Annotated in this window: 22 protein-coding genes and 1 tRNA gene; 13 read left to right on the forward strand and 10 right to left on the reverse strand. The window is 63.6% G+C overall.

Annotation, left to right across the window (positions count from 1 at the left end; translation table 11 throughout):
* The first annotated feature begins 80 nt into the window (after positions 1 to 80).
* A complete protein-coding gene (locus tag NKI69_RS22850; protein WP_352722567.1) occupies positions 81 to 2,135 on the forward strand; it encodes a M3 family metallopeptidase in 2,055 nt (684 codons plus the stop codon).
* A 114-nt stretch (positions 2,136 to 2,249) separates the two neighbouring features.
* On the opposite strand, the gene NKI69_RS22855 is transcribed toward NKI69_RS22850, so the two are convergent.
* The 4 genes from NKI69_RS22855 to NKI69_RS22870 form a co-directional block, all read right to left on the reverse strand.
* Positions 2,250 to 3,731: a M81 family metallopeptidase gene (locus tag NKI69_RS22855; RefSeq protein ID WP_352722568.1), complete on the reverse strand. Its 1,482-nt coding sequence runs from the start codon at positions 3,729 to 3,731 to the stop codon at positions 2,250 to 2,252.
* A gap of 24 nt (positions 3,732 to 3,755) precedes the next feature.
* A complete protein-coding gene (locus NKI69_RS22860; protein ID WP_013528984.1) occupies positions 3,756 to 4,580 on the reverse strand; it encodes a carbohydrate ABC transporter permease in 825 nt (274 codons plus the stop codon).
* Positions 4,577 to 5,446, reverse strand: a complete 870-nt coding sequence (locus NKI69_RS22865; RefSeq protein ID WP_023811708.1) for a carbohydrate ABC transporter permease — start codon at positions 5,444 to 5,446, stop codon at positions 4,577 to 4,579. Before NKI69_RS22865 ends, NKI69_RS22860 begins: the two co-directional genes overlap by 4 nt.
* Before the next feature lie 137 nt (positions 5,447 to 5,583).
* Positions 5,584 to 6,816, reverse strand: a complete 1,233-nt coding sequence (locus NKI69_RS22870) for an ABC transporter substrate-binding protein (protein ID WP_023811707.1) — start codon at positions 6,814 to 6,816, stop codon at positions 5,584 to 5,586.
* Between the two features lie 271 nt (positions 6,817 to 7,087).
* Between NKI69_RS22870 and NKI69_RS22875 the strand changes: the two genes are divergently transcribed.
* The 3 genes from NKI69_RS22875 to NKI69_RS22885 are packed head-to-tail and all read left to right on the forward strand — an operon-like array spanning position 7,088 to position 9,784.
* Complete coding sequence (locus NKI69_RS22875; protein ID WP_032909304.1) at positions 7,088 to 7,822, forward strand: SDR family oxidoreductase; 735 nt, start codon at positions 7,088 to 7,090, stop codon at positions 7,820 to 7,822.
* Between the two features lie 2 nt (positions 7,823 to 7,824).
* Positions 7,825 to 8,892, forward strand: coding sequence for an ABC transporter ATP-binding protein (locus NKI69_RS22880; RefSeq protein WP_023811705.1), 1,068 nt, complete (start codon positions 7,825 to 7,827; stop codon positions 8,890 to 8,892).
* 10 nt (positions 8,893 to 8,902) lie between these two features.
* Positions 8,903 to 9,784 carry a MurR/RpiR family transcriptional regulator gene (locus NKI69_RS22885; protein ID WP_013528979.1) on the forward strand — a complete coding sequence of 294 codons (882 nt, stop codon included), beginning with the start codon at positions 8,903 to 8,905 and terminating at the stop codon, positions 9,782 to 9,784.
* A gap of 17 nt (positions 9,785 to 9,801) precedes the next feature.
* Here NKI69_RS22885 and NKI69_RS22890 read toward each other — a convergent pair whose 3' ends face one another.
* Positions 9,802 to 10,119, reverse strand: coding sequence for a DUF167 family protein (locus NKI69_RS22890; RefSeq protein WP_023811704.1), 318 nt, complete (start codon positions 10,117 to 10,119; stop codon positions 9,802 to 9,804).
* 13 nt (positions 10,120 to 10,132) lie between these two features.
* Complete coding sequence (locus NKI69_RS22895; protein WP_023811703.1) at positions 10,133 to 10,423, reverse strand: YggT family protein; 291 nt, start codon at positions 10,421 to 10,423, stop codon at positions 10,133 to 10,135.
* A gap of 259 nt (positions 10,424 to 10,682) precedes the next feature.
* Between NKI69_RS22895 and NKI69_RS22900 the strand changes: the two genes are divergently transcribed.
* The 6 genes from NKI69_RS22900 (at position 10,683) to NKI69_RS22925 (ending at position 14,352) form a co-directional block, all read left to right on the forward strand.
* Positions 10,683 to 10,758 (forward strand) — tRNA-Ala (locus NKI69_RS22900).
* A gap of 326 nt (positions 10,759 to 11,084) precedes the next feature.
* Positions 11,085 to 11,834 carry a helix-turn-helix domain-containing protein gene (locus NKI69_RS22905; protein WP_023811702.1) on the forward strand — a complete coding sequence of 250 codons (750 nt, stop codon included), beginning with the start codon at positions 11,085 to 11,087 and terminating at the stop codon, positions 11,832 to 11,834.
* Positions 11,835 to 12,261: 427 nt separating this feature from the next.
* Complete coding sequence (locus NKI69_RS22910) at positions 12,262 to 13,326, forward strand: SagB/ThcOx family dehydrogenase (protein ID WP_023811700.1); 1,065 nt, start codon at positions 12,262 to 12,264, stop codon at positions 13,324 to 13,326.
* Positions 13,327 to 13,393: 67 nt separating this feature from the next.
* Complete coding sequence (locus NKI69_RS22915; protein WP_023811699.1) at positions 13,394 to 13,648, forward strand: hypothetical protein; 255 nt, start codon at positions 13,394 to 13,396, stop codon at positions 13,646 to 13,648.
* Positions 13,649 to 13,652: 4 nt separating this feature from the next.
* Positions 13,653 to 13,910, forward strand: coding sequence for a hypothetical protein (locus NKI69_RS22920; protein WP_081734866.1), 258 nt, complete (start codon positions 13,653 to 13,655; stop codon positions 13,908 to 13,910).
* A 121-nt stretch (positions 13,911 to 14,031) separates the two neighbouring features.
* A complete protein-coding gene (locus NKI69_RS22925; protein ID WP_031213427.1) occupies positions 14,032 to 14,352 on the forward strand; it encodes a hypothetical protein in 321 nt (106 codons plus the stop codon).
* A gap of 150 nt (positions 14,353 to 14,502) precedes the next feature.
* Here the strand turns inward: NKI69_RS22925 and NKI69_RS22930 are convergent, their stop codons facing one another.
* The 4 genes from NKI69_RS22930 to NKI69_RS22945 all read right to left on the reverse strand — a co-directional run bounded on the left by NKI69_RS22930 (position 14,503) and on the right by NKI69_RS22945 (position 17,739).
* A complete protein-coding gene (locus tag NKI69_RS22930) occupies positions 14,503 to 15,447 on the reverse strand; it encodes an energy transducer TonB family protein (RefSeq protein WP_023811696.1) in 945 nt (314 codons plus the stop codon).
* Positions 15,444 to 15,911, reverse strand: coding sequence for a TonB system transport protein ExbD (gene exbD, locus NKI69_RS22935; RefSeq protein ID WP_352442129.1), 468 nt, complete (start codon positions 15,909 to 15,911; stop codon positions 15,444 to 15,446). Before exbD ends, NKI69_RS22930 begins: the two co-directional genes overlap by 4 nt.
* A 5-nt stretch (positions 15,912 to 15,916) precedes the next feature.
* Positions 15,917 to 16,882, reverse strand: coding sequence for a tonB-system energizer ExbB (exbB, locus tag NKI69_RS22940; RefSeq protein ID WP_352722569.1), 966 nt, complete (start codon positions 16,880 to 16,882; stop codon positions 15,917 to 15,919).
* 65 nt (positions 16,883 to 16,947) lie between these two features.
* Complete coding sequence (locus NKI69_RS22945; protein ID WP_164762277.1) at positions 16,948 to 17,739, reverse strand: ATP-binding cassette domain-containing protein; 792 nt, start codon at positions 17,737 to 17,739, stop codon at positions 16,948 to 16,950.
* 215 nt (positions 17,740 to 17,954) lie between these two features.
* Between NKI69_RS22945 and NKI69_RS22950 the strand changes: the two genes are divergently transcribed.
* The 3 genes from NKI69_RS22950 to fhuB are packed head-to-tail and all read left to right on the forward strand — an operon-like array spanning position 17,955 to position 23,024.
* Positions 17,955 to 20,138, forward strand: coding sequence for a TonB-dependent siderophore receptor (locus NKI69_RS22950; RefSeq protein ID WP_352722570.1), 2,184 nt, complete (start codon positions 17,955 to 17,957; stop codon positions 20,136 to 20,138).
* A gap of 25 nt (positions 20,139 to 20,163) precedes the next feature.
* Positions 20,164 to 21,024, forward strand: a complete 861-nt coding sequence (locus tag NKI69_RS22955) for an ABC transporter substrate-binding protein (RefSeq protein WP_352722571.1) — start codon at positions 20,164 to 20,166, stop codon at positions 21,022 to 21,024.
* Positions 21,021 to 23,024 (forward strand): Fe(3+)-hydroxamate ABC transporter permease FhuB, encoded by a 2,004-nt coding sequence (gene fhuB, locus NKI69_RS22960; RefSeq protein WP_352722572.1) that lies wholly within the window; start codon positions 21,021 to 21,023, stop codon positions 23,022 to 23,024. The genes NKI69_RS22955 and fhuB overlap by 4 nt, the downstream gene beginning before the upstream one ends.
* The last annotated feature ends 20 nt before the right edge of the window (positions 23,025 to 23,044 follow it).

Genomic DNA, 23,044 nt, shown 5'->3' on the forward strand with positions numbered 1-23,044 from the left:
TCCGCATATTGCGGGTCCGCCAGCCGCGCCCTACATCGGGTACCATCCACCTGCCTGCCCTCACCAGCGAAAGACTGTCCATGCCTTCCACGAAAGCCGTCGACCTCGCCGCCCATCCGCTGACCGCGTGGCAAGGGCCGCTCGGCCTGCCCGATTTCACGCGCATTGGTGACGGCGACTTCTCCCCGGTCTTCGACGCGGCGCTGAAGGCGCACGAGGCCGAGATCGAGGCGATCGCCGGCTGCAAGGATGCGCCGACCATCGAGAACACGCTTGCCGCGCTGGAACTCGGCGGCGAAGCGCTCGACCGCGTCTCGTCGATCTTCTGGTGCCGCGCCGGCGCCTACACCAACGAGACGATCCAGGCGCTGGAGCGCGACATCTCGCCGAAAATGTCCAGGCATTTCTCGGCGATTTCGATGAATGAGCGGCTGTTTGCCCGCATCGACGATCTCTACCAGCGCCGCGAGAGCCTGAAGCTCGACGCAGAGACCCTGCGGGTGCTGGAAAAGACCTGGAAGGGCTTCGTCCGTTCCGGCGCCAAGCTCGACGCCGACGGCAAGAAACGGCTGGCACGCATCAGCGAGGAATTGTCCTCGCTCGGCACGGCTTTCGGCCAGAATGTGCTGGCCGACGAGCGCGACTGGGCGCTGTTCCTCGATGACGCCGACCTTGCCGGCCTGCCGGATTTCGTGAAAAGCTCCATGGCCGAGGCCGCCGAAATGCGTGGCCAGAAGGGCCGCTATGCCGTCACTCTGTCGCGCTCGATTTATGAGCCGTTCTCGACCTTCTCCGAACGCCGCGACCTGCGCGAGATCGCCTTCCGCGCCTTCACCATGCGCGGGCAGAATGGCGACACCACCGACAACACGAACGTGGTGCGCGACACGCTGCGCCTGCGGGCCGAAAAGGCAAAGCTGCTCGGCTATGCCTCCTTCGCCGCGCTGAAGCTCGATGACACCATGGCCAAGACGCCGAAGGCGGTACACGCGCTGCTCGATCCGGTGTGGGAGAAGGCGCTGGAGAAGGCAGCAAGCGACCAGATCGAATTGCAACGGTTGGCGACGGAGGCCGGCAGCAACGAAAAATTCGCTGCCTGGGACTGGCGTTTCTACCAGGAGAAACTGCGCGCGGAAAAATTCGCCTTCGACGAGGCGGAACTGAAGCCCTATTTGCAGCTCGACCGCATCATCGACGCTTGCTTCGATGTGGCGACACGGTTGTTCGGCATCACCTTCGAAGAGAAAAAGGGCATCGCGGCCTGGCATCCGGATGCCCGCGTCTTCGTGGTGAAGAATGCCGATGGCAGCGAGCACGGCCTGTTCCTGGCCGACTATTTCGCCCGGCCGTCAAAGCGCTCTGGCGCCTGGATGAGCGCGTTGCAATCCGGCTACAGGCTCGGCCACGGTGCGAGCCCGGTCATCTACAACATCATGAACTTCGCCAAGCCGCCGGCCGGCGAGCCGGCGCTGCTGTCGGTGGACGAGGCGAAAACGCTGTTCCACGAATTCGGTCATGCTCTGCACGGCATGCTGACCGACGTCACCTGGCCCTCGGTTTCGGGCACCTCCGTCAGCCGCGATTTCGTCGAACTGCCCTCGCAGCTCTACGAACATTGGCTGACCGTGCCGGCGGTGCTGGAAAAGCACGCGCTGCATGTGAAGACCGGCAAGCCGATGCCCAAGGCGCTGCTCGACAAGATGCTGGCCGCGCGCACGTTTGGCGCCGGCTTCGCAACGGTAGAATTCACCGCCTCCGCCTTGATGGACATGGCCTACCATGCACGGCCTGATGCCCCGCAGGAGCCACTTCGTTTCGAGGCCGAAACGCTTGCGAAGCTGCACATGCCTGACACCATCGCCATGCGCCACCGCACCCCGCATTTCGGCCATGTGTTTTCCGGTGACGGCTATTCGGCCGGCTATTACTCCTACATGTGGTCGGAGGTGCTCGATGCCGACGCCTTCGCCGCCTTCGAGGAGACCGGCGACCCCTTCAACCCGGCGCTGGCCGAACGGCTGAGGAAGCACATCTATGCCGCTGGCGGCTCGAAGGACCCGGAAGAGCTCTATACGGCATTTCGCGGCAAGATGCCGTCGCCGGAAGCAATGATGGTGAAGCGCGGGCTGGTGTAGCGCTGGGGGTCGGTTCGACCGGACTCGACCTGCTGCGGCAGAAGAAGGTTGGCGCTTCACGCGCGACGACCCCCTCTGTCGCCTTCGGCGACATCTCCCCCGCAAGGGGGGAGATTACCCAGCCACCTTCCACGGATCCGCAATCCTTGGCCACACCGGCCGCGTCAGCTTCTTGTAATCGGTCACCGCCGGATTGCTGGGATATGAACTTGGCGCCGAGACATAGATGATCTCGGCGGCGATCGGCTCGAAGCCGGCGTAGAAATGGTTGGTCGACTTGATCAGCAGCACGTCCTTGGCCAGCGGATCGACGCCGATGTTGGAAAAGATATCCGGCTCGAAGGTCTGCGTGCGATTGGTGTTGAGGATGATGTCTACCTCGGTGCCTTCGAGGCGGACCAGCGCCGTCGGCCCGAGCGTCACCCGGCTTGGCCCGAAACTCTGCCAACCCTCCGGAACCGCCTTCAGCACGCGCACGCGCGCATCGATCGGCTCGCCGGCCTGCGGCCCGGCCTTGCCGCCGAAGCGCAGGTTGATGACCGCGCCCTCGCCGGCCGCCAGGCAGAAGGTGACGGCGATCGGATCCCAGATCGTCGCCACGGCGAATTTGTCCAGGCTACGCGCCAGCATCTGGCGCAGCACGAAGGTGCCGTCGCCGGGCACACCGCCGCCGGGATTGTCCCAGATATCGGCGATGACCACCGGCTTGCCCGGATTCTCGGCGCGCACGGCCAGCGCCCGATCGATGCCGTCGGCGGCGCTCAGCATCGTCATCGCCGTCTTTTCGCGCAGCGCGTAGAGTTCCCGCCCGAGCCGTTCCGCCAGCGCGTCGCCCTTGGCCTTGTCATTGTCGGTGACGACCAGGATGCGCGTGCCCATCTCGGCCACGTCGGCCGCCATGAAGCCGTGGATGACGGAGACCGACAGCACGCCGTCCTTGCCGTGCAGCGCCTTGATCCGGTCGACGAAAGAGCGCATCGGCTCGCGGCTGGTCGGCAGGACCTGGATCATGCGGCAATCGAAGGTCGAAATGACCGGCTTGATCTCGCCCCTCGCCGCCGCAAGCCCAAGCTCGACGACGTGTTCGCCGCGCTCGTAGAAATCGGTGTGCGGAAATTCGAGGAAGTAGGCGAGGATGTCGGAGGCCGCCACGCGCTTCGGTGTCAGATGGCTGTGCGGATCGAGTTCCACTGCGATCACCACCTCCGGCCCGACCATTGCGCGAACCCGTTCGAGCAGGTCGCCTTCGCAGTCGTCATAGCCTTGCGCCACCATGGCGCCATGCAGGCCGAGGATGACAGCATCGACCGGCAGCGCGGCCTCGAGCTGGCCAAGGATCTCGTCGCGCAGAACCTCATAGGTCTGCCGCTGCACCAGGCCGCCCGGCTCCGCCCAGGTTGCGGTGCCCTCGATGACATCGAGGCCTTCGGCCGCTGCCCGCCGGCGCAGCGCCACCATCGGCGAGGAGCACAGCGTCGGCGTGTCCGGATGTTTGCCGGGCCCGGCATAGAAGGCCATCTCGAACGAGGCCCTATCGGTCGGCACCGGCGAGAAGGTGTTGGTTTCCGTCGCCAGCGAGGCGGTGAAGATGCGCATGAAAGCTCCGTAGAAAGATAGCGGCTACTTGACCGCTCCGAGCGCCAGCCCGCGAACGAGATAACGCTGTAGCCAGATGAACAGGATGGCCACCGGCAAGGTCGCCAGCAGCGTGGCGGCCATGACGTGATGCCATTCGATGGTGTAGCGGCCGGCGACCAGCGAGAACACCTGGATCGGCAGCGTGTAGCTTTCCTGGCTGCGCAACATGGTGAGCGCCACGACGAATTCGTTCCAGGCATTGATGAAGGTGAAGATCGCCGTCACCGCGATCGCCGGCAGGCAGAGCGGCAGGAACACCTTGCGCAAGGTCAGCCAGCGGCCGGCGCCTTCCATCCAGGCCGCCTCCTCGAGATCGCGCGGAATGGTGTCGAAATAGCTCTGCAGCATCCACACCGTGAAGGCGACGTTGAAGGCCATGTAGATGAAGCCGAGCGCCGTCGTGCTCTCGACCAGGCCCCAGGCCGCCATCAGCCGGAACAGGCCAAGCACCAGCACGATCGGCGAGATCATCTGCGAAATCAGCAGGAACTGGCGCAAGGCGCCGTAGCCGGCAAAGCGGAAGCGCGACATCGCATAGGCCGCCGGAACCGAGATCAGGATGGCGCCGACTGTGGCGATCACAGACACGTAGAGCGAATTGAGCAGCGCCTGGCCGAAGCCGGTCGCCACCCACATGTCGGAAAAATTCGACCAGCGGAATTCGCTCGGCCACCAGGTCGGCGACAGCACTTCCTGCCTCGGCTTGACCGCGGTCAGGAACATCACCGCGAAGGGAAAGAGCGTCACCACGATCAGCGGCGCCAGCAGCAGCCAGGCGATGATGGAGCGCTTCAGCTTGCTCGTCATGTGCGTTGCTCCCGCATCGCCAGCCGCACATAGATCATGGTGAAGACCAGCAATATGGCGAACATCACCAGCGACACCGCCGACGCTTCGCCCAGCTTGCCGATGCGGAAGGCCAGCTTGTAGAGATGGGTGACCAGGATATCGGTCGAGTTGGCCGGGCCGCCCTGCGTCATCACCCAGATGATCGGGAAGGAATTGAAGACGTAGATGGTGTTGAGCACGATGGCGATGTTGATGAACGGTTTCAGGAGCGGAAAGGTGATTTCGCGGAACTGCTGCAGCGGCGTCGCCCCTTCGAGCGCCGCCGCCTCGTAGAGATCGTCCGGAATCGACGACAGCCCGCCGAGAAAGATCGTGGTCGTGAACGGCACCGTCACCAGGATACCGATCAGCACCTGCATCGGGAAAGCGGTCTCGGCGCTCGCCAGCCATTGGATGTTGTGATCGATGAGCCCGAGGCCGATCAGCGCCGAATTGAGCATGCCGCTTTCGCCGCTCAGCGCCCAGCGCCAGACCACCGCGGTCATGGTCAGCGACACCGCCCAGGGCAGCATGATGATGACGCGGGCGATGCCGCGGCCATAGAAATCGGTGTTGAGGATCATCGCCACCGGGATCGACAAGAGAAGCGCACCGCCGACCACCATCACCGTCCATTGGCCGGTGCGCCAGAGCGCGGCCGTGAAATCGGGATCGGCAGCGAGTGCCGCGAAATTGGCGAAGTCGTTGAAGTCGCGAAGCTGGCCGAAGCGGCTGACCTCATGCGTCGAGATCTGGATCAGGTCCCAGACCGGCCAGAAGATGACCACCGCCGCCAGAAACAGGCTGGGCAAGGTCAGGAGATAGGGCAAGAAACGATTTTGCATCTGCTGGCCTGCAACCTCGGTGCGCTGGATCAGAAGGTCTGCTTATGCGAATTTCGGATCCGCCGCACCGGGCCGGGAACCAAGGGGTGGCGCGCCCCGCCTGAGTGGAGCGCGCCACGGGCGCAGGGAGATACGCCCTACTTCTTCAGCACTGCATTGGCCTTGGCTGCTGCGTCTTTCAATCCTGCCTCGGGGTCGCCGCCGAGATAGATCTTCTGCATGGCGTCCGACGTGATCTGGGCGACTTCTTCCCAGCCCGGAATGACCGGCGCGAAGCGGGCGTCGGGCAAGAGCGCGGTGAACGCCGCCAGATCGGCATTGTTGACGTAATAGTCCATCTTGGCTTCTTCCTTGTTCACCGGCAGGAAGCCTTCGCCCTGTGTGAACTTGGCGCGCTGCTCCGTGGTGAACAGGAAGTCGAGCAGCTTCCAGGCCTCGTCCTTGTTCTTGGAGTTCTTGAACATGATGATGGAATCGGTGACGCCATAGGTACCGCGCGCGCCGGTCGGACCAGCCGGAATGGCCGCCACGCCGTATTTCAGGTTGGGCGCCTCGTCCTTGATCTGGTTGGACAGGAAGGGTGCGGTGATCATCATGCCGACCTTGCCCTGCTTGAACAGGTTCTGCACATCCTCGCGGTTGTTGGAGGTGACGCCGGGTTCGGTCAGGCCTTCGTCGATCATCGACTTATAGAGCTTGGCGGCCTCAAGCGCACCTGGCGTGCTCAGGCCCGAAGTGCCGTCCTTGTTGAGGATTTCGGTACCCTGCGACCACATCGCATAATAGTAATAGACGTCGGTCTCGATCTCCTTGCCCTGCAGGCCGAAGCCGAACGTGCCGGACCCCAACGCCTTGATCTTGCGCGCATCGTCCTGCAGCTCGGTCCAGGTTGCCGGCGGCTTGGCGATGTCGGCTTTCTCGAACAGCTCCTTGTTGTAGTACATGGCGCGCGCCGAGGCCGCGATCGGCAGGCCGTAGGTCTTGCCGTCCATGATCGAGGGCGACAGGAAGGTATCGATGAAGCGGTCCTTGAAGTCGGGTTTGATGTAGCCGTCGAGCGGCTCGGCGACATCCTGCTGGACGAAGTCGATCAGCCAGCGCGTGCCGATGATCGACAGATCGGCATTGGTGCCGGCGGTGATGTCGGTGGTCAGCTTCTGCAGCAGCACATCCCACGGCACCACTTCGAACTTGACGGTGATGCCGGGGTTCGCCGCCTCGAATTCCTTCTTGACGTCGGCGAAATAGGGAGCAGTCTTGGCGCTGTACTCGGCCACGGTGACCCGCACCTCGCCCGCATCCGCCTGCGCCGCAATTGCCAGCGTGCTCATTCCGGCCATCAGGCCGACAGTCCATTTTGCAAGGCTCATTTGATCTCTCCCATTTTGATTTTGCGCCTGCGCGCCTCTTCGTTGCCGGAGCAGAAGATTATGTGACTTTCCTACATTATCGATGATTTGAAGGCTTGCAAGCGGATTATTTTGTTGCTTAATTACATTTACGGGCCTAGGCCTTGCACGATCTGTCAGAACTCCCGGAGGATGACGCACGGTGGTTTCGCAATCCGAGTTCGAAGGCAGGGCCGAGTTCGAAGGCAGGGCCAAGTTCGAAGGCAGGACCGAGTTCGAGGGCAAGACTGTCGTGGTGACGGGTGCTGGCGGCGGCCTCGGCACGGCGATCGTGGCGCTGATGGCGCAAAGGGGCGCCAGGGTCATAGGCTGCGACCAGTCGAGCGAGGCGTTGAAGAGCCCGCATTTTGCCTCCCGCCACGTCTTCGATCTTCTCGACAAGGCGTCGATAACCACGGCGATCGCTGCGATCCTCGACCGCGATGGCGTGCCCGACATTCTCGTCAACAATGCCGGCTGGACACGCGCAGAGACGATTTCGGCGCTCGATCCCGACAGAATAGAGCAGGAACTCGACCTCAACCTGACCGGCGTGATGAACTTCGCCGACCCGCTGGTCAAGGCGATGGCCGGCCGCGGCTCCGGCAGTGTCGTCTTCATCTCGTCGGTCAATGCCATCGCGCATTTCGGCAATCCCGCCTATGCCGCGGCCAAGGCCGGCATCAACGCTTACGCCAAGGCGATCGCCGTCGAACTCGGCCGCAGCGGCCTGCGCGCCAATGTCGTCTGCCCCGGATCGATCCGCACCGCCGCCTGGGACCACCGCCTTGCCAAGGATCCCGAAATCCTCGGCAAGCTGCAGCGGCTCTATCCGCTCGGCCGCATCGTCAACGCTTCGGAAGTCGCGGAAGCCGTCGCTTTCCTTGCGTCCGATCGTGCATCTGGAATAACAGGCGTGGTGATGCCCGTGGACGCGGGGCTGACCGCCGGTTGCCTGCCATTCATCGACGACATTCTGGGAGCGTGACCATGACCGACGTCGAATTTCGCGACCTGTCGAAATCCTTCGGGCAGCACAATATCCTCGAGAACATCAGCCTCGATATCAAGAGCGGCGAGTTCGTCGTGCTGGTCGGCCCGTCCGGCTGCGGCAAGTCGACCTTGCTGCGCATGCTGGCCGGCCTAGAGACGATCACCTCCGGCGACCTGTTGATCGGCGGCGTGCGCGCCAACGCGCTGCCGCCGCAGCAGCGCAACATCGCCATGGTGTTCCAGTCCTATGCACTGTTTCCGCATCTGAAGGCATCTGACAATATCGGCTTTGGCCCGAAGATACGCGGTGAGACGCGCACGGTGGTCGACGAGAAGGTCAAGAAGGCGTCCGGCGTCCTTAATCTCTTCTCCTATCTCGACCGCTATCCCCGCCAGCTGTCGGGCGGCCAGCGCCAGCGCGTCGCCATGGGCCGCGCCATCGTACGCGAACCGTCTGTGTTCCTGTTCGACGAGCCGCTGTCCAACCTCGACGCACAATTGCGCGTGCAGATGCGCGTCGAGATCAAGGCGCTGCACCAGCGGCTGAAATCGACGATCGTCTACGTCACCCACGACCAGATCGAGGCCATGACGATGGCCGACCGCATCGTCGTGATGGACCGCGGCAGGATCCAGCAGGTGGGGGCGCCGCTGGAGCTCTATGACAGGCCGGCCAACAAGTTCGTGGCTAGTTTCCTCGGCTCCCCGTCGATGAGCTTTGTGTCCGGTTCGCTCAAGGCGGCAGCTCAGAAAACCTGGTTCGAATCGGCCGGTGGCGGGCGGCTTGCGCTTGCCGGCAAACAGGTGCCGGCGGACAGCGCGGTGGAGGCTGGCATCCGGCCCGAGCATTTTGTCATCGGCGAGGCTGTCGACGCGATGGCGATCAGGGTGGATGTCGTCGAGCCCACCGGCTCCGAAACCCATGTCTACGGCGCTATCGGTGCTGATACGGTACGTGCCGTGTTCCGTGACAGGGTGCCGGTCAGGCCGGGAGACCTGCTCCCGGTCTCGGTCGATCCCGGCAACATCCATCTGTTCGACAAGGCGACGGGGCTGCCTCTATGAAAATAGCAGCATGAAGACGCCGGCCGACATCATCACGCGCCTGCAGCTGATGTCGCAGGACGGAACGAAGTCGGATCGCAAGCTGGCCGGCTTCGTCTTGGCAGACCTCGATTTCGTCTCCAAGGCAGCGATCTCGGAAATTGCCGCCCGCGTCGGCGTCAGTGAGCCAACGGTGACGCGGTTCTGCCGCAATCTCGGCTGCGAGGGCCTGCGCGACTTCAAGTTCTATCTGGCGCAGGCCATCGCCATCGGCGGCCAGTATCTGTCGCCGGAACCGTTGAGCCGCGATGCCCGCGAACAGCGCATCGCTTCCGCCATCACCGAAGCGGCGATATCGGCCATCCAGCGCGCCAGCGAAAACCTCGACATGACGACGCTGGTCGCCGTCGCCGCACGCATCGCTGTTTCCGGTAATGTGCTGTGCATCGGCTCCGGTGGCATTTCGTCCATGATGGCGACCGAAATGCAGAACCGGCTGTTCAGGCTTGGCGTGTCGGTGCTGGCGCAGATCGACGGACAGTTGCAACGCATGTACGCCGCCGTCGCCACCCCTGACACCACGCTGATCGCCTTCTCTGTCTCCGGCTATGCGCGATCGGTCATCGATGCGGTGCAGGTCGCCCAGCAATATGGCGCCACCACGATCGCCATCACCCCGCCGGACTCCGCACTCGCCAAGGTCGCCGACACGGTCATCCATTTCCAGTCGCTCGAGGACGGCAATATCTACAAGCCGACATCGTCGCGCTATGCGCTGCTGTCGATCGTCGACATGATCGTCACCTCGGTCGCCGAGACGCGCGGACCAAGGGTTCTGGAGAATCTGCGCCGCATCAAGCAGAGCGTGAACACGTTGAAAGTCGACGATCCGCGTTTGCCATTGGGCGATTGAACCCTCCGACAAGGACATCAGGACTGATGGCCGAGCGCCTCGATGCTATTCGCCAACGTCGCCGGATCGCCTTCAATGCGCACGGTCTTCAGCCGCGCGGTGCCGCCAGCGACAACCGAGACAGCGGACCCGGGCACGCCCAGAGCCTTGGCCAGCAGCTTTTCGAGCGCATGATTGGCGTTGCCGTTTTCCGGTACGGCGCGGACGCGCGCTTTCAGATGGCTTCGCCCGTCCGCCGTGGCCTCGAAGCCTTCGAGCCTGTCCAGCGCAGCTTTTGGCGTCAGCCGGACAAACAGCTCGGCGCCGTTTTCGCGCAGGCGAAACGGCGTGCTCATAAGGTCATCCTGCTCACAGGATCAGAGGCGCCACCGTGGTGAGCAGAAACTGCCGCAGGAAGAACAGGATCAGAAGCAGGATGATCGGCGAGATGTCGATGCCGCCAAGGTCCGGCATGAAGCGGCGGATCGGCCGCAACGCCGGCTCGGTCAGCCGGTAGAGCATGTTCCCGATGCTGCCGACGAACTGGTTCTTCGAATTGACGACGTTGAAGGCGTAGAGCCAGGAAAAGATCGCCGAGGCGATGATGATCCACCAGTAGAGGTCAAGCGCCATGACGATTGTTTGAATGAGGGCGAGCATGCCGGTCTCCAATTGTTGCCGACATGTAGCCATTGCACGCGAAACCGGCAAGGGCCGCCTTTCTGTGGGGCGCCAATGCCGGCTCGGTCGGACCTGTAGGGCTGCATGTCGCGACACCCCAACGAAGGCACGACTACACAAAACCGGCAAGGGCCGCTTTCCGCCGGCGCCAGCTCGACGCTTGACGGCACTGGATTTCGGCAAACCTCCGCCTTGACAGGAAACCGCGGCGCCCGATAAATGCGCCCATCCGCTGGACGGGGCTGTAGCTCAGCTGGGAGAGCGCGTCGTTCGCAATGACGAGGTCAGGAGTTCGATCCTCCTCAGCTCCACCAGTGGAATAATTCTCCACTCTCCGCGCCAGATGCGGTCCGCGACGCTCGTCCCGGCTTGCCCCGCGTTAGCATTGCTATGCCCAGCGCACCTTAAAAGGCCGCGCTACATCGCCTATTTCGCAATATCCGGCAAAATTTTTGTCAATTGGACTTATGGCGGAAGCGCTCACCGATTGTTTCCGTTTTTTTTGGAAACCACCCCACTAAATTGACGTTACCAAATCAGTTTTTCTGTGCGTTGTGACCAGGGCGTTTCGGCGGGGGCGACCGGAGGCGCTATATCGATTTCGAGTCGAAATGAAAAATCCGCCTGCGGAAGCAAAGACGTGTCAATTCGCGAGAATCTCGCTGTAAACCTTAGACGGCTATGCAAGGAACATGCCTCCGTAAGTGCGGTGTGCCGTGAGCTGCACATCAACCGCACGCAGTTCGAACGCTACCTGCAAGGGCAGACCGTTCCCAACAAGGCCACCGCCAAGCTGATATGCGATTACTTTCGGATCGACGAGGCCGAACTGTACCAGGATCCCGGCGCACCCGAGCCAGCGATGCGTGGCCTGCCGCCGGTTTCCGAGAGCCTGTTCAACCAGATGATCCGCCCTCCCAGTCCTTCGATCGCGGGCGGCACCTATTTCACCTATTTCTCGATCCCAGGCCGCCTCGACCTCCTGATGCGCTCGGTGACCTTCGTGAGGCGCGAAGCCGAACTGGTCACCTTCCGAAGGGTCACCGGATGGTCGGAGCGCCGGGGATCGACCTGGGCACGGGCGCGCGGCAATCACTATGGCGTGGCGATCTCGCGGCTGAACTGGATTTATTTCAGCGGCATCAATCGCCGCCAGACCGGAGAGCCGTCGCTGATCTCCGTGCAATGGGCTCCCATCTCCGAACCGGTGCTGATGGGCAAGGCCATGCTACTGACGGAGGCCGGCCCGGCATTCGTGTCCGTCATCATGCGGCGCGACATCGCCAACATCCACCCAAGGGATGCCATCAGCATGGCGCATGTCATCAATCTCGACGATCCGGGCGTCGATCAACTGGTTGTCAGCCTCACCCGGGATGGGTTGGGCTAACCCCTCGGATCGCCGTGTCTTACGCCGAATAAGAATAAGCGTACGCCGATAAAGCGTATGCCAACGATTGTCTACTCTGTATCTGAATAAAATCGATATTTTACACTTTAATGCCAGGAAAGATAATCCACGGGTCCGTCTTAGGCTCGTGGTTTTACTATAATTTTAACAAACCATTAACTCTTCCGACCTTACCTTTCTTCACGCGGATCCCGTTCTGGGGGTCTTTCAACGGATCCCAATCGGGGTCAGGAAAGGGATGAAAATGGCCAAGAAAGTGACCAATGCTCCGAAGCTGACGATTGCCGCCGGCACGCAGACCGTCTTCTTTTCGCAGGGCATGCACTACAACAAGCGCTGAAGCCGTTCTGCGCCGACGAGCGTCTTGCTTGTCGGCGCCTCGGCTCCGCAGATGGCAACCAGCTTCATGAAAATGCGCTCTTCGAAAACGCTTGTTTTCTACCCCGGACCGAACAAGGTCACGGCATGCAACTTCCTGACCAGAAGCGTGTTTGAATGCAGCCCCGAGATGGTCGGCCTTCTCGCATCGTGGGACAAATGGGCATCGACGGCGGACATTGCCCGCGCCCATGGATGGTCGAAGTCCGAGTTGAAGGCTGTCGTTCCCCAGTTGCTCGATTTCTCCGCGCTGGTCACAGCCGGATCGCCTCTCGCCGAGCAGGAGGAACAGTTTTCAGGACAATGGAGTTGGGGGCTTCCGACGGCGCTGATGCATTTCTGCGTCCAGGACAGCGAATACATGACCATCGAGCAAGCGGAAGAGCGGCAGATAGAACGCGCCGGCCATACGCCGCAGCCGAACCTCATGCTCAAGAATTCCGCGGGCGCCATCCAGCTGCCGAATGCACTGGAAGACAATGAACTTCTCAGCTTGATGGCGCGGCGCCGCACCAACCGCACGGCGGCTCAGCCCACCATCACGGCCAAACAGCTTTCCGATTGCCTGTTCGCAGGGCTCGGCATCATCGGCGAGACCGCCAATTGCGTTGGCACCCTGCCGCTCGGCATGACCCCTTCAGGCGGCGCGCGAAATCCCTATGAGGCCTATGTGGTCGCGCTCGGCGTCGATGGCCTCGAACCCGGTGTCTATCACTATTCCGCCGCGGATCACGACCTTGGCAGGATTTCTGCAAACCATCTGCCGAAGATCTCCGAACTGGTCGGCGGACAGGAGTGGGCCGACGCCATGCCGTGCCTGGTCCTGCTTTGCGCCAGGCTCGATCGCACGATGTGGAAATATGAGGACGCCAACGCCTATCGTGTCGTGCTGATCGAGGCCGGCCATATCGGCCAGAACATCATGCTGGCGGCGACCAACCATGGCCTGTCGGCGTGTCCGACAGCCGCGCTCAGTCATTCCGCGATCAAGCGGCTGCTTGGTCTCGACAGTTTCACCGACGCACCGATCTATGCCTTGACCCTCTCGACCCCGGAAAGAGATCCCTCGACGGCGGGCCAATCCATCAATTAGTCGACCAACTATGTGCATCGCGGCCAGTAACGCGTTCCCTAGGTATAACCAGAGACAGGAGCAGCACGTGCCAAATCAATCCTTACGCCAGTCGGAAATCGATAGTCTTCAATATATTTCGTCGATGACCAATGAGCTCGTGCAAATGGCCGAAGCCAGCCGTTTTCCGATGATCTCCTATCTGCTCGGCATGGCCTATGCAGAGGCCTTCGACGTTCTTCGCGGCGCACGGCCGGCCAGGCATGCGCAGCTCAGCGGCAACCCGCTGCACCCCAAGGCGCAGGCAAAAGACACTCGGGCCGTCCAGCCACGGAGAGCGTAGCGACATGCAATCGTCAGCCGCATGCGCGGTGGCCGGCTCGACCTCCCCAAACCGGTGGGAGACACTGTGCGCGTTGCAAAGCCTGCTGCCCTTGCTGAAGAAGGCCGCGACGGACCTGCGCCGCGCCGACATGGTCTACTGGTTCGAGCAGGCCGATGCCGAGGTCGCCAACATCATCAGGGGCCACCCCTCCGATGCAACCGCCATCCCGGCCCTGATTGCATCCTGCCCGCAGGACCGGCGGTCGGTCGCTCAAGCTTGATGCATGTCGCCCGCCCAAACGCGACGCGTTCATTGGCGCCGCTGAAAATGCTCTGATCACCAGTTTTTCAATTTCGGACCGGAACCTATTGCGCGTCTGGAATGCCAAGGGGGACCTGCACATGAACATGATAGCCAACATCAGAAGCGTCGATGCCAGGGAAAGCATTTTCAGCCGGCTCGACGTCTTGATCGCCAGGCGGCCGCCGTCGCCTGACGCCGCGCGGGTCGAGGCCCGCCAACTCGTCTCGATGGCGATTGCCGACAGCTGCCAGGCCGACAGTCTCTGGGGTACAGTGGACGCTTTCCACGCCCATTTCGACTTCATGATGCAGACCGTCGAGATCAACGGCGCCGATGACCCGGGCCTCGGGCCCTTGCGCACGAAATGCCGATTCTATCTCGAACAGGTCGAGGCCCTGAGCCTGTCACTGGCCTATTGACAGGCCGGCCCGATCAAGTTCGGCTCTAGAGCAATTCTAGGAAAAGTGTGAAGCGGTTTTCCCGGGAAAAGCGCGTAGCGCTTTCCCTAGAGAATTGCGTCAAAACAAAGAGTTAGAGCAGCTCGCCGTTTCCGTGAAACGGTGAATGCTCTAGTTGCGCAGGCTGAACACGAACGGCGCTGTACGGCTCAGACGCGAACCAAGTTCCGGTGGCGGTGCCGGCACCGTGGCGCCTTGCAGCACGGCGAGCGCCGCACGGTCCAGATCCGCATCCCCCGAGGAACGAGAGAGCCTGGCGGACAGGACCCGGCCGGACGAGTCGACCGTGAAGGCGACATACGGCCTGCCTTCGACGCGTCGGGCCTTGGCAGAGCTGGGATAGCGCGTGTGCCGCTTGATCCAGGCGCCCAGACGGGAGTCCCATTTGCTGGAGTCGCCGGAGCGAGACGTCGATTCCGCCGACTTCGGCGCGGCGGTCCTGGCCGCAGGCCGTGCGTCGGCGCTGGCGGCGGTTGCCGTCTTCGGCGGGGGCGCCTTCTCCTTCTTAGGCCGCGGCTTGGGCTTCTCGACAGGCTTTTTCGCCTTGGCCGCGACCGGTTTCTTGTCTTTGACAGCTTCGACCGGTTTCGGCTGCGGCAAGGGAATGACGACGTCTGGCGTGACAGCCTCGACAACATCCGGGACGACCTCGTCCGGCGGCGGCTGATCGACCTCTTCAGCCGTTTCGGTCTGGGTGGGTTGGGTCTCGTCTGGCGCGACCGCTTCCGGCGGCTCGACAACCGGCTCCGCCTTTTCGACCGGTTCTTCAGGTGTCGGCTCGGTCGTCGGTGTCGGTTCGGTCTGATCTGGCGTCACCGCATCCAGCGCGGCGACCTGTTCTTCCACGGCCGGCATCACCACCATCGGTGCCATCTCGATCATCTGCGCGGGGGGGGGACCGCCATCCGCTTCGGTGACCATTGTGAGGTTCTGCACTGCATAGGCGACCGCGACATGGGCTCCAAGGACCAGCGCGGCAGCACCGGCCCACAAGCCAAGGTCGCGCCAACCGAAGCGCGACAACTGGACCGAGGGCACAGCGACCGCCTGCGTCATGGCGTCGGCGCACCCGTGGCTGCGGGCGCCGGAGAATTGGACGCGGGAGCCGTCTCCAGGCCGACCAGCGCGATCTTCAGATAGCCGGCACCGCGCAATAGGTTCATCGCCTCCATCAGGTCGCCATAGGCGACCGCCTTGTCGGCGCGCAGGAAGATGCGCGTCTGCTTGTCGCCCTTGGTCTTGGCGTCCAGCGTCGTGGCGAAAGCCGGGCGCGGCACGCTGTCATTGCCGATCGCCAGCGTCAGATCGTCCTTCAGCGTCAGGAACAGCGGTGTCTCGGGCCTCGGTGCGGGCGTTGCCGTCGAACCAGGCAGGTCGACATTGACATCCACCGTGGCCAGCGGTGCCGCGACCATGAAGATGATCAAGAGCACCAGGATGACATCGATGAACGGGGTGACGTTGATCTCGTGGCTTTCCTCGAGATCATCATCCATGGCCTGTCGGATTCTGCTTCCCATGGCGCCTACTCCGCCGCCAGTGGCGTTGCCGGCGCAACGGTGCGGAAGTCCAGGTCGCGGCTGACCAGCCGTTCGACCCCGGCGGCGGCATCGGCGAGGATCTGCCGATAGCCGGCTATCGAGCGGGCAAAGACGTTGTAGATGACAACGGCCGGTATGGCCGCGACCAGGCCCATCGCGGTGGCCAGCAGCGCCTCGGCGATACCCGGCGCGACCACGGCGAGATTGGTGGTCTGCGCCTGCGAGATGCCAATGAAGGCGTTCATGATGCCCCAGACCGTACCGAACAGGCCGACGAAGGGCGCTGTCGAGCCGATCGTCGCCAGCACGCCAGTGCCGCGCGACATGCGCCGCGCCGCCGCCGCCTCGATGCGCGACAGGCGCGACGTGACCCGTTCCTTGAGGCCGTCGCCCGAGACATGATCGAGCGCGCCGGCCGAGAGTGCGGTCTCCTCCTCGGCCGCCCGCACCAGCAGCGCGCCGGGGCCGCCGCTGCGGTCGAGGGTACGGCTGGCCTGCTTCAGCGTGGCGGCCTCGCTGATCGCCCGCACGGCGCGACGGATGCGCAGTTTGCCGCCGAAAAGCTCCAGCGACTTGGCCAACCATATCGTCCAGGTGACGAGGGAGGCAAAGGCCAGCCCGATCATCACTGCCTTGACGACGATATCGGCCGCCATGAACATGCCCCATGGCGACAGGTCATGCGGCAAGGTCATCTCCATCGCCGTCGAAGGTCCGGTCTCGGCCGGCGCGGCCGTATTCGGCTGCGTGCCTGGCTGCGAAGGCGCCATCGTGGCCGGCGGAGCGACCGCCGGTGCGGCGGGTGCGGGTGCAATCGGCGCTGGGGCTGCGGGCACGGCGGGGGTTTCGATCGCCGGCGCGGCACCGGCGGGTTGCTCCTGGGCCATCGCGCTGCCGGCCGACAGGATGACGGATGCGACCAACGCCGCCAACAAACCAGTTCTCGACAACAGCTTCTTCCTTGTTCTCACAGCGGCCTGCCGCCTTTTATTTCCCGCCGCCGCATCAGATATTGTCACTGCACATAGCCGACAGGCTGGCCGGTGACGGGGTGCGCGAACACGCCCATCTCCACACCAAAAATGCCTTTCAGCACATCGCTGCGCATGATTTCGCCGGGCGTGCCGCGCGTCAGCAGCTTGCCGTCCTTCAGCGCGATCAGTTCGTCGCAGTAGCGCGCCGCCATGTTGGGATCGTGCAGCACGACGACGACACATAGGTCGCGTTTGCGGCTGAGCTCCTTGACCAGCCCGAGCACCTCGACCTGATGGGCGATGTCGAGTGCCGAGATCGGCTCGTCGAGCAGCATGACGCCGGCGTTCTGCGCCACCAGCATGGCGAGCCAGGCGCGCTGGCGCTCGCCGCCCGACAATTCGTCCACCAGCCGGTCGGCAAAACCCTCCATATCGGTCAGGGCCAGCGCCTCCTCGACATGCTGCCTGTCCTCGGCGCGGAAACGGCCAAGCGCGCCATGCCAGGGATAGCGCCCGAGCGTCGCCAGTTCGCGCACGGTCAGGCCGGTCGCCGCAGGCGTCGTCTGCGGCAGATAGGCAAGCGCGCGGGCAAATTCGCGGGCACCCCATTGCGGCAACGGACGCCTGGCGAAAGTGATGGCGCCTGAACTCGCCGGCTGCTGGCGCGCCATGAGCTTGATAAGCGTCGACTTGCCCGAACCATTGTGGCCGATCAGCCCATAGACGCGCGAGCGCTCCAGTTCGAGCGAAACCGGACCGAGCAGCGTCCGCTCGCCGACGGCAAAGCGTACGGCATCGATATGGAAGGCAGTCTGGGCATCAATTCCAGCCATGCTCATGGCTTTTCTCCAGTGCGGCCGCCCGCATTTCCAGATTCCGGCTTTCGACAGGTCATGCCCGGTTGACTATGAAACATGACCTTACTAGTCAACATTGAAGATGACTGCAACGATCAACAAATCGTCGCGACCGGCGATATCGGCACGGAATTGGGAAACAGGAGGCGCACCGGATGATTTCAGGACATGGACCGATTTGGCAGAACCGGATGGCGCGCAAGCGCCTGCTGATCGCAACGGTGTCGCTGCCGGCCCTGCTTGGCTGCGGCCATGCACTGGCCCAGGAGACGGTCACCACCACCCTGGACCCGATCAACGTCCAGGAACGTGTCGAAAGCGCTTTCGGGCCGGTCAAGGGCTACGTTGCCACCAAGGGCTCCACCGGCACCAAGACCGACACGCCGCTGATCGAGACGCCGCAATCGATATCGGTCATCACCAGGGACCAGATGGAAGCGCAAGCCGTCGACAGCCTGAACAGCGCGTTGCGCTACACACCCGGCGCCACCGGCAATCTCTACGGCACCGACAATCGCGGCCTCGGCCTGCAGTTGCGCGGCATTTCGAACGCCAGCGGCGTCTTCTACAGGGACGGGCTGCAGCTCAAGGAGAGCAATTTCACCCTGTTCACCGCACTCGATTCCTATGGCGCGGAACGCTACGAGGTGCTGCGCGGACCGGCGTCGGTGCTTTATGGCCAGGCAAGCCCCGGCGGCATCATCAACTATGTCAGCAAACGGCCAACCCAGGAAAACCTGCGCGAGGTCGAATTCGGTGGTGGCAGCTTCAACCGGTATGAAGGCAAGTTCGACTTCAGCGGTGCCGTGAACGCCGACAAGTCGCTGCTGTTTCGCCTCACCGGTGCCGCTCACATGGGCGACACGCAGACCGATTTCGTCAAGGACGACCGCATCTTCATCGCGCCGGCGATCACCTGGCAGCCAGATGCCGACACCAGCCTGACCATCCTCGCCAACTATCAGCGCGATCGCTCGGGATGGGCGATGCAGTATCTGCCTGCCTACGGCACGGTCATACCGGGCAAGGACGGCAAGTACCTGCCGAACAGCATGTTCGTCGGCGAACCCGGCTTCGACTCCTACAACAACGACCAGGCCTCGATCGGCTACGAATTCGATCACCGTTTCAACGAAACCTGGCAGGTTCGACAGCATGCCCGCTACGTCCACCTTACCCACACCGAGGAAGGCGTCTTTGGTGGCGGACTGACGGACTCGAACGGCCTGGAACCTTCAAGCGGCGACTACTACCGTTATGCAGATGCCGGTGGCACCAAGCTCAGCGGCGTCACCATCGATAACCAGGCACAAGCCGATTTCGACACCGGGCCGCTTGCCCACACGCTGCTCGTCGGCCTCGACTACAAACGCTATACTTACCGCGACTATGCCTCGGAAGGGACCGTCGAGGACGGTTTCAACGTCTTCGATCCGGTCTACGGCTACAAGATCGGTGATCTGACGCCCTACACCGATACCGACACCACCCAGCAGCAAGTTGGCCTCTATGCGCAGGATCAGATCAAGCTCGGCAACTGGCGGCTGACCCTTGGCGGCCGCCAGGATCGGTCGGACGCCAAGGTCTACGACAATCTGGCCGGTGGCTACATTCCCGAGCAGAAGGACAACGCCTTCACCAGCCGGGCGGGGCTCGTCTACCTCGCCGACAACGGGCTTGCGCCCTATGTCAGCTATTCCGAATCGTTCCAGCCGGTGGCGGGCGCCGACAGCGACGGCAATCTGTTCGTGCCCGAGACCGGCAGACAATACGAGATCGGGCTGAAGTACCAGCCGACCGGCTGGAATTCCTTCATCACGGCCTCAGTTTTCGACTTGACCCGGCAGAATGTCGTGCGTTCCGGCAATGAGGGCTCACCCAACGATCTGTTCCAGACCGGGGAGATCCGTTCGCGCGGCGTGGAACTGGAAGCCGTGGCGAGCCTGGATGCGGGCCTCGATCTGAGAGCGGCCTACACCTACCTCGACACCAAGATCACCAAGGCGACCGCTGTCGAAGACGTCAACGGCGTCTGGGTCAGCAACGAAGGCAACATGCCCTTCGGCGTGCCGGCCCATTCCGCATCGCTTTGGGCCAATTACACCTTCATGAGCGGCAAGCTCGAAGGTCTCGGCCTGGGTGCCGGCGTCCGCTATGTCGGCTCGACCTATGGCGACGACGCCAACAGCTTCAAGGTTCCATCGGTCGTGCTCGCCGACGCGGCGGTGCATTACGCCTGGCAGAACGCCACGCTCAGCCTCAATGCCAGCAATCTGTTCGACAAACGCTACGTCGCCTCCTGCTTCTCCTCGGGCTTCGGCTGCTTCTACGGCGAGGGCCGCAGGATCAACGGTTCGGTGAAATACACATGGTAGAAGCAAGGTGGCGGGCCGACCCAAAATGGCGGCGCTGACACGGCGCCAGTATCTTGCCGGCCTCGCCGCGACCGGCCTCGCTTTGCCGGGCGGCATGGCACGCGCGGCACCTGCCCGCGTCGTCTGCCTGGAATGGACGTCGGCCGAAATCGTGGTCTCGCTCGGCCTGTCGCCGCTCGCCGTCGGCGACATCAGGGGTTATGGCGACTGGGTCCAGGGCCCGGCACTGCCGCAGGCCACCGTCGACCTGGGATCGCGCAGCGAACCCAATCTCGAACTGCTCCGGGAATTGCGGCCCGACCTGATCGTCGGCGCCTATGGCTATGGCTTGGACGAGAACAGCTTCACCAGATTGGCGCCGACCTTCAACGTGCCGTTCTACAGCGGCAAGGCTCCACCTTACGCGCAGGCGCAACAGGTGACGCTGCAGCTTGGCGACATGCTTGGCCGCAGGACGGAAGCAGGAAACCTTGTCGGGCGCATCGAAGCCTCGATCGCCCAAGCGCGTGCCAAGCTGGAGCGGGCGGTGCAGAAACCGGTCTGCGTCGTCAGCATGTTCGACGATCGGCATGTCCGCGTCTACGGCGCCGGCAGCCTGCTGCAGGATGTCCTCGACCGGCTCGGCCTCGTCAACGCCTGGACCACCGCCACCAATGAATGGGGCTTCTCCACGGTCGGCATCGAGGAACTGGTCGCCGTCGGCGAGGCGCAACTGATCTCGCTCGATCCGATCCCGCCGCACGTCAGGATCAGGATTGCCCGCAGCTCGCTCTGGGCCAATCTGCCTTGCGTCAGGAGCGGCCGGGTGCGGACCATTCCGCCGGTCTGGCCGTTCGGTGGTCTTGCCGCCGCCGGGCGTTTCGCCGAATTCATGGCAGCGGCATGATCTCCCAGGCAATGTCCCTGCCGCGACAGCGCGACGGCATCGGTGCGCTTATCCTGCTGGCGGCCGTGCCCGCAGGCCTGGCGCTGATGCTGACCGTTTTCGATCTCATCCACCTTCTGCCTACGCACCTGTGGTGGCAGGCGCTCACCGCCCCCGACACATCCGATCCAGCGCAGTTGCTGTATCGCTATGCCTTCCTGCCGCGTGTCGCCGTCAGCATGCTGGCCGGCGCTGCACTTGGTCTCGCCGGTGCCATCATGCAGCATGTGCTGCGCAATCCGCTGGCCGAGCCGACCACGATCGGCACCAATGCGGGAGCGAGCCTCGCTTTGGCAGCAGCCACCCTCTATGCACCATGGCTGCTGGAGGGCGGCCGCGAAGGTGTGGCGCTGGCCGGCGGCGCGCTCGCCACCTCAGCCGTCTTCGCACTGGCGCGCGGGCGCAGCTTTTCGCCAGTGTCGATCATCATCGCCGGCCTCGTCGTCAGCCTCACTTTCGGCTCGGCCGGCGCGCTGCTGATGGCGCTCAACCGCGAATACACCGAGGAGCTGTTCATCTGGCAGAGCGGCTCGCTGGTGCAGAATGGCGACGCGGCGGTCGTTGTTCTGGCGCCGTGGCTGCTGGCCGGCATCTGCGCCGCGTTCCTGCTCTGGCGACCGCTCCGCCTGCTCGATCTCAGCGACGACGGTGCGGCATCGCTCGGCACCCGGCCGGCCGTCATCCGCCTTGCCGGCATGGCTGTCGCCGTCTCGCTCAGCGCGCTGGTCGTCGCCGAGGTGGGCGTCATCGGTTTCGTGGCGCTCGCCGCCCCGGCGCTGGCGCGGCTGGCCGGAGCGCGCACGCTTGGCCGCCGCCTGGTCTGGTCGCCGCTGGTCGGCGGCGCCCTGCTCTGGCTCACCGACCGGCTGGTGCAGCATCTGCCGTTCGCCGGCGAAATCCCCGCCGGCACCGCGACCGCTTTGCTCGGCGCACCGCTGCTGCTGTTCCTGTTGCCGCGAATGCGAACCACTCCCGAAAGGCAAGCCGACATGATGTCGTCGGTACGCCTGCCGACAAACGGCCTGCCTTTGATCGCGGGCCTGCTGGCGCTTATCCTCGCGGTTGTCCTCGCCATCGGCTTTGGCCGTGCCGCAGGCGGTTGGCACTGGATCGCATCCGCGGATTTGACCGAGCTGCTTGCCCTGCGCGCGCCTCGCGTCGTCGTCGCCCTGTCGGCGGGCGTCCTGCTCGCCGTCGCCGGCACGCTGATGCAGCGCATGACCGGCAACCCGATGGCCGCGCCCGAGGTCCTGGGCATTTCCGGCGGCGCCTCTTTCGGCGTGCTGGCGCTGCTGCTGCTCAGCGACGGCTTCGACCGCGCGGCAATGCTCGGCGCCGCCCTCGCCGGCGCCATGCTGGCGCTGACGATCGTTGTTTTGGCCGGGCGGCGCAATGCCCTGTCGCCGGAACGGCTGCTGCTTGCCGGCGTCGCCGTTGCGACGGTCGCGTCCGCCTTCGCCGCGCTGCTTCTGGCCAGCGGCGATCCGCGCATGGACTTCCTGCTCACCTGGCTGTCGGGATCGACCTATCGCGCAACACCCAATGATGCCCTCACCGCAGCAACGATCGCGGTCGCCGTCCTCGCGCTGGCGCCGCTGACCGCGCGCTGGCTCGACATCATGCCGCTCGGCGAAACCGCCGCGCGTGGCCTTGGCCTGCGACTGGGACGTGTTCGCGCCACATTGCTTGCGCTCACCGCATTGGCCACCGCAACCGCGACATTGGTCATCGGCCCGCTGAGCTTCGTCGGCTTGATGGCGCCGCACCTCGCACGCATGCTCGGCTTCCGCCGCGCCGTGCCGCAGCTTCTGGCCTCCGCCATGACAGGCGGGCTGATCCTCGTTGCCGCCGACTGGGCAGGCCGGACGCTGATCTTTCCCTGGCAAGTGCCGGCCGGCCTCATCGCCGCCTTCGTCGGCGGCCCCTATTTCATGGCGCTGATGTGGAAAGGCAGGCAATGAAGTCGGCCCTGGCATATTGC

The organism is Mesorhizobium sp. M0491 (genome assembly GCF_040321265.1).
Lineage (GTDB): Bacteria > Pseudomonadota > Alphaproteobacteria > Rhizobiales > Rhizobiaceae > Mesorhizobium.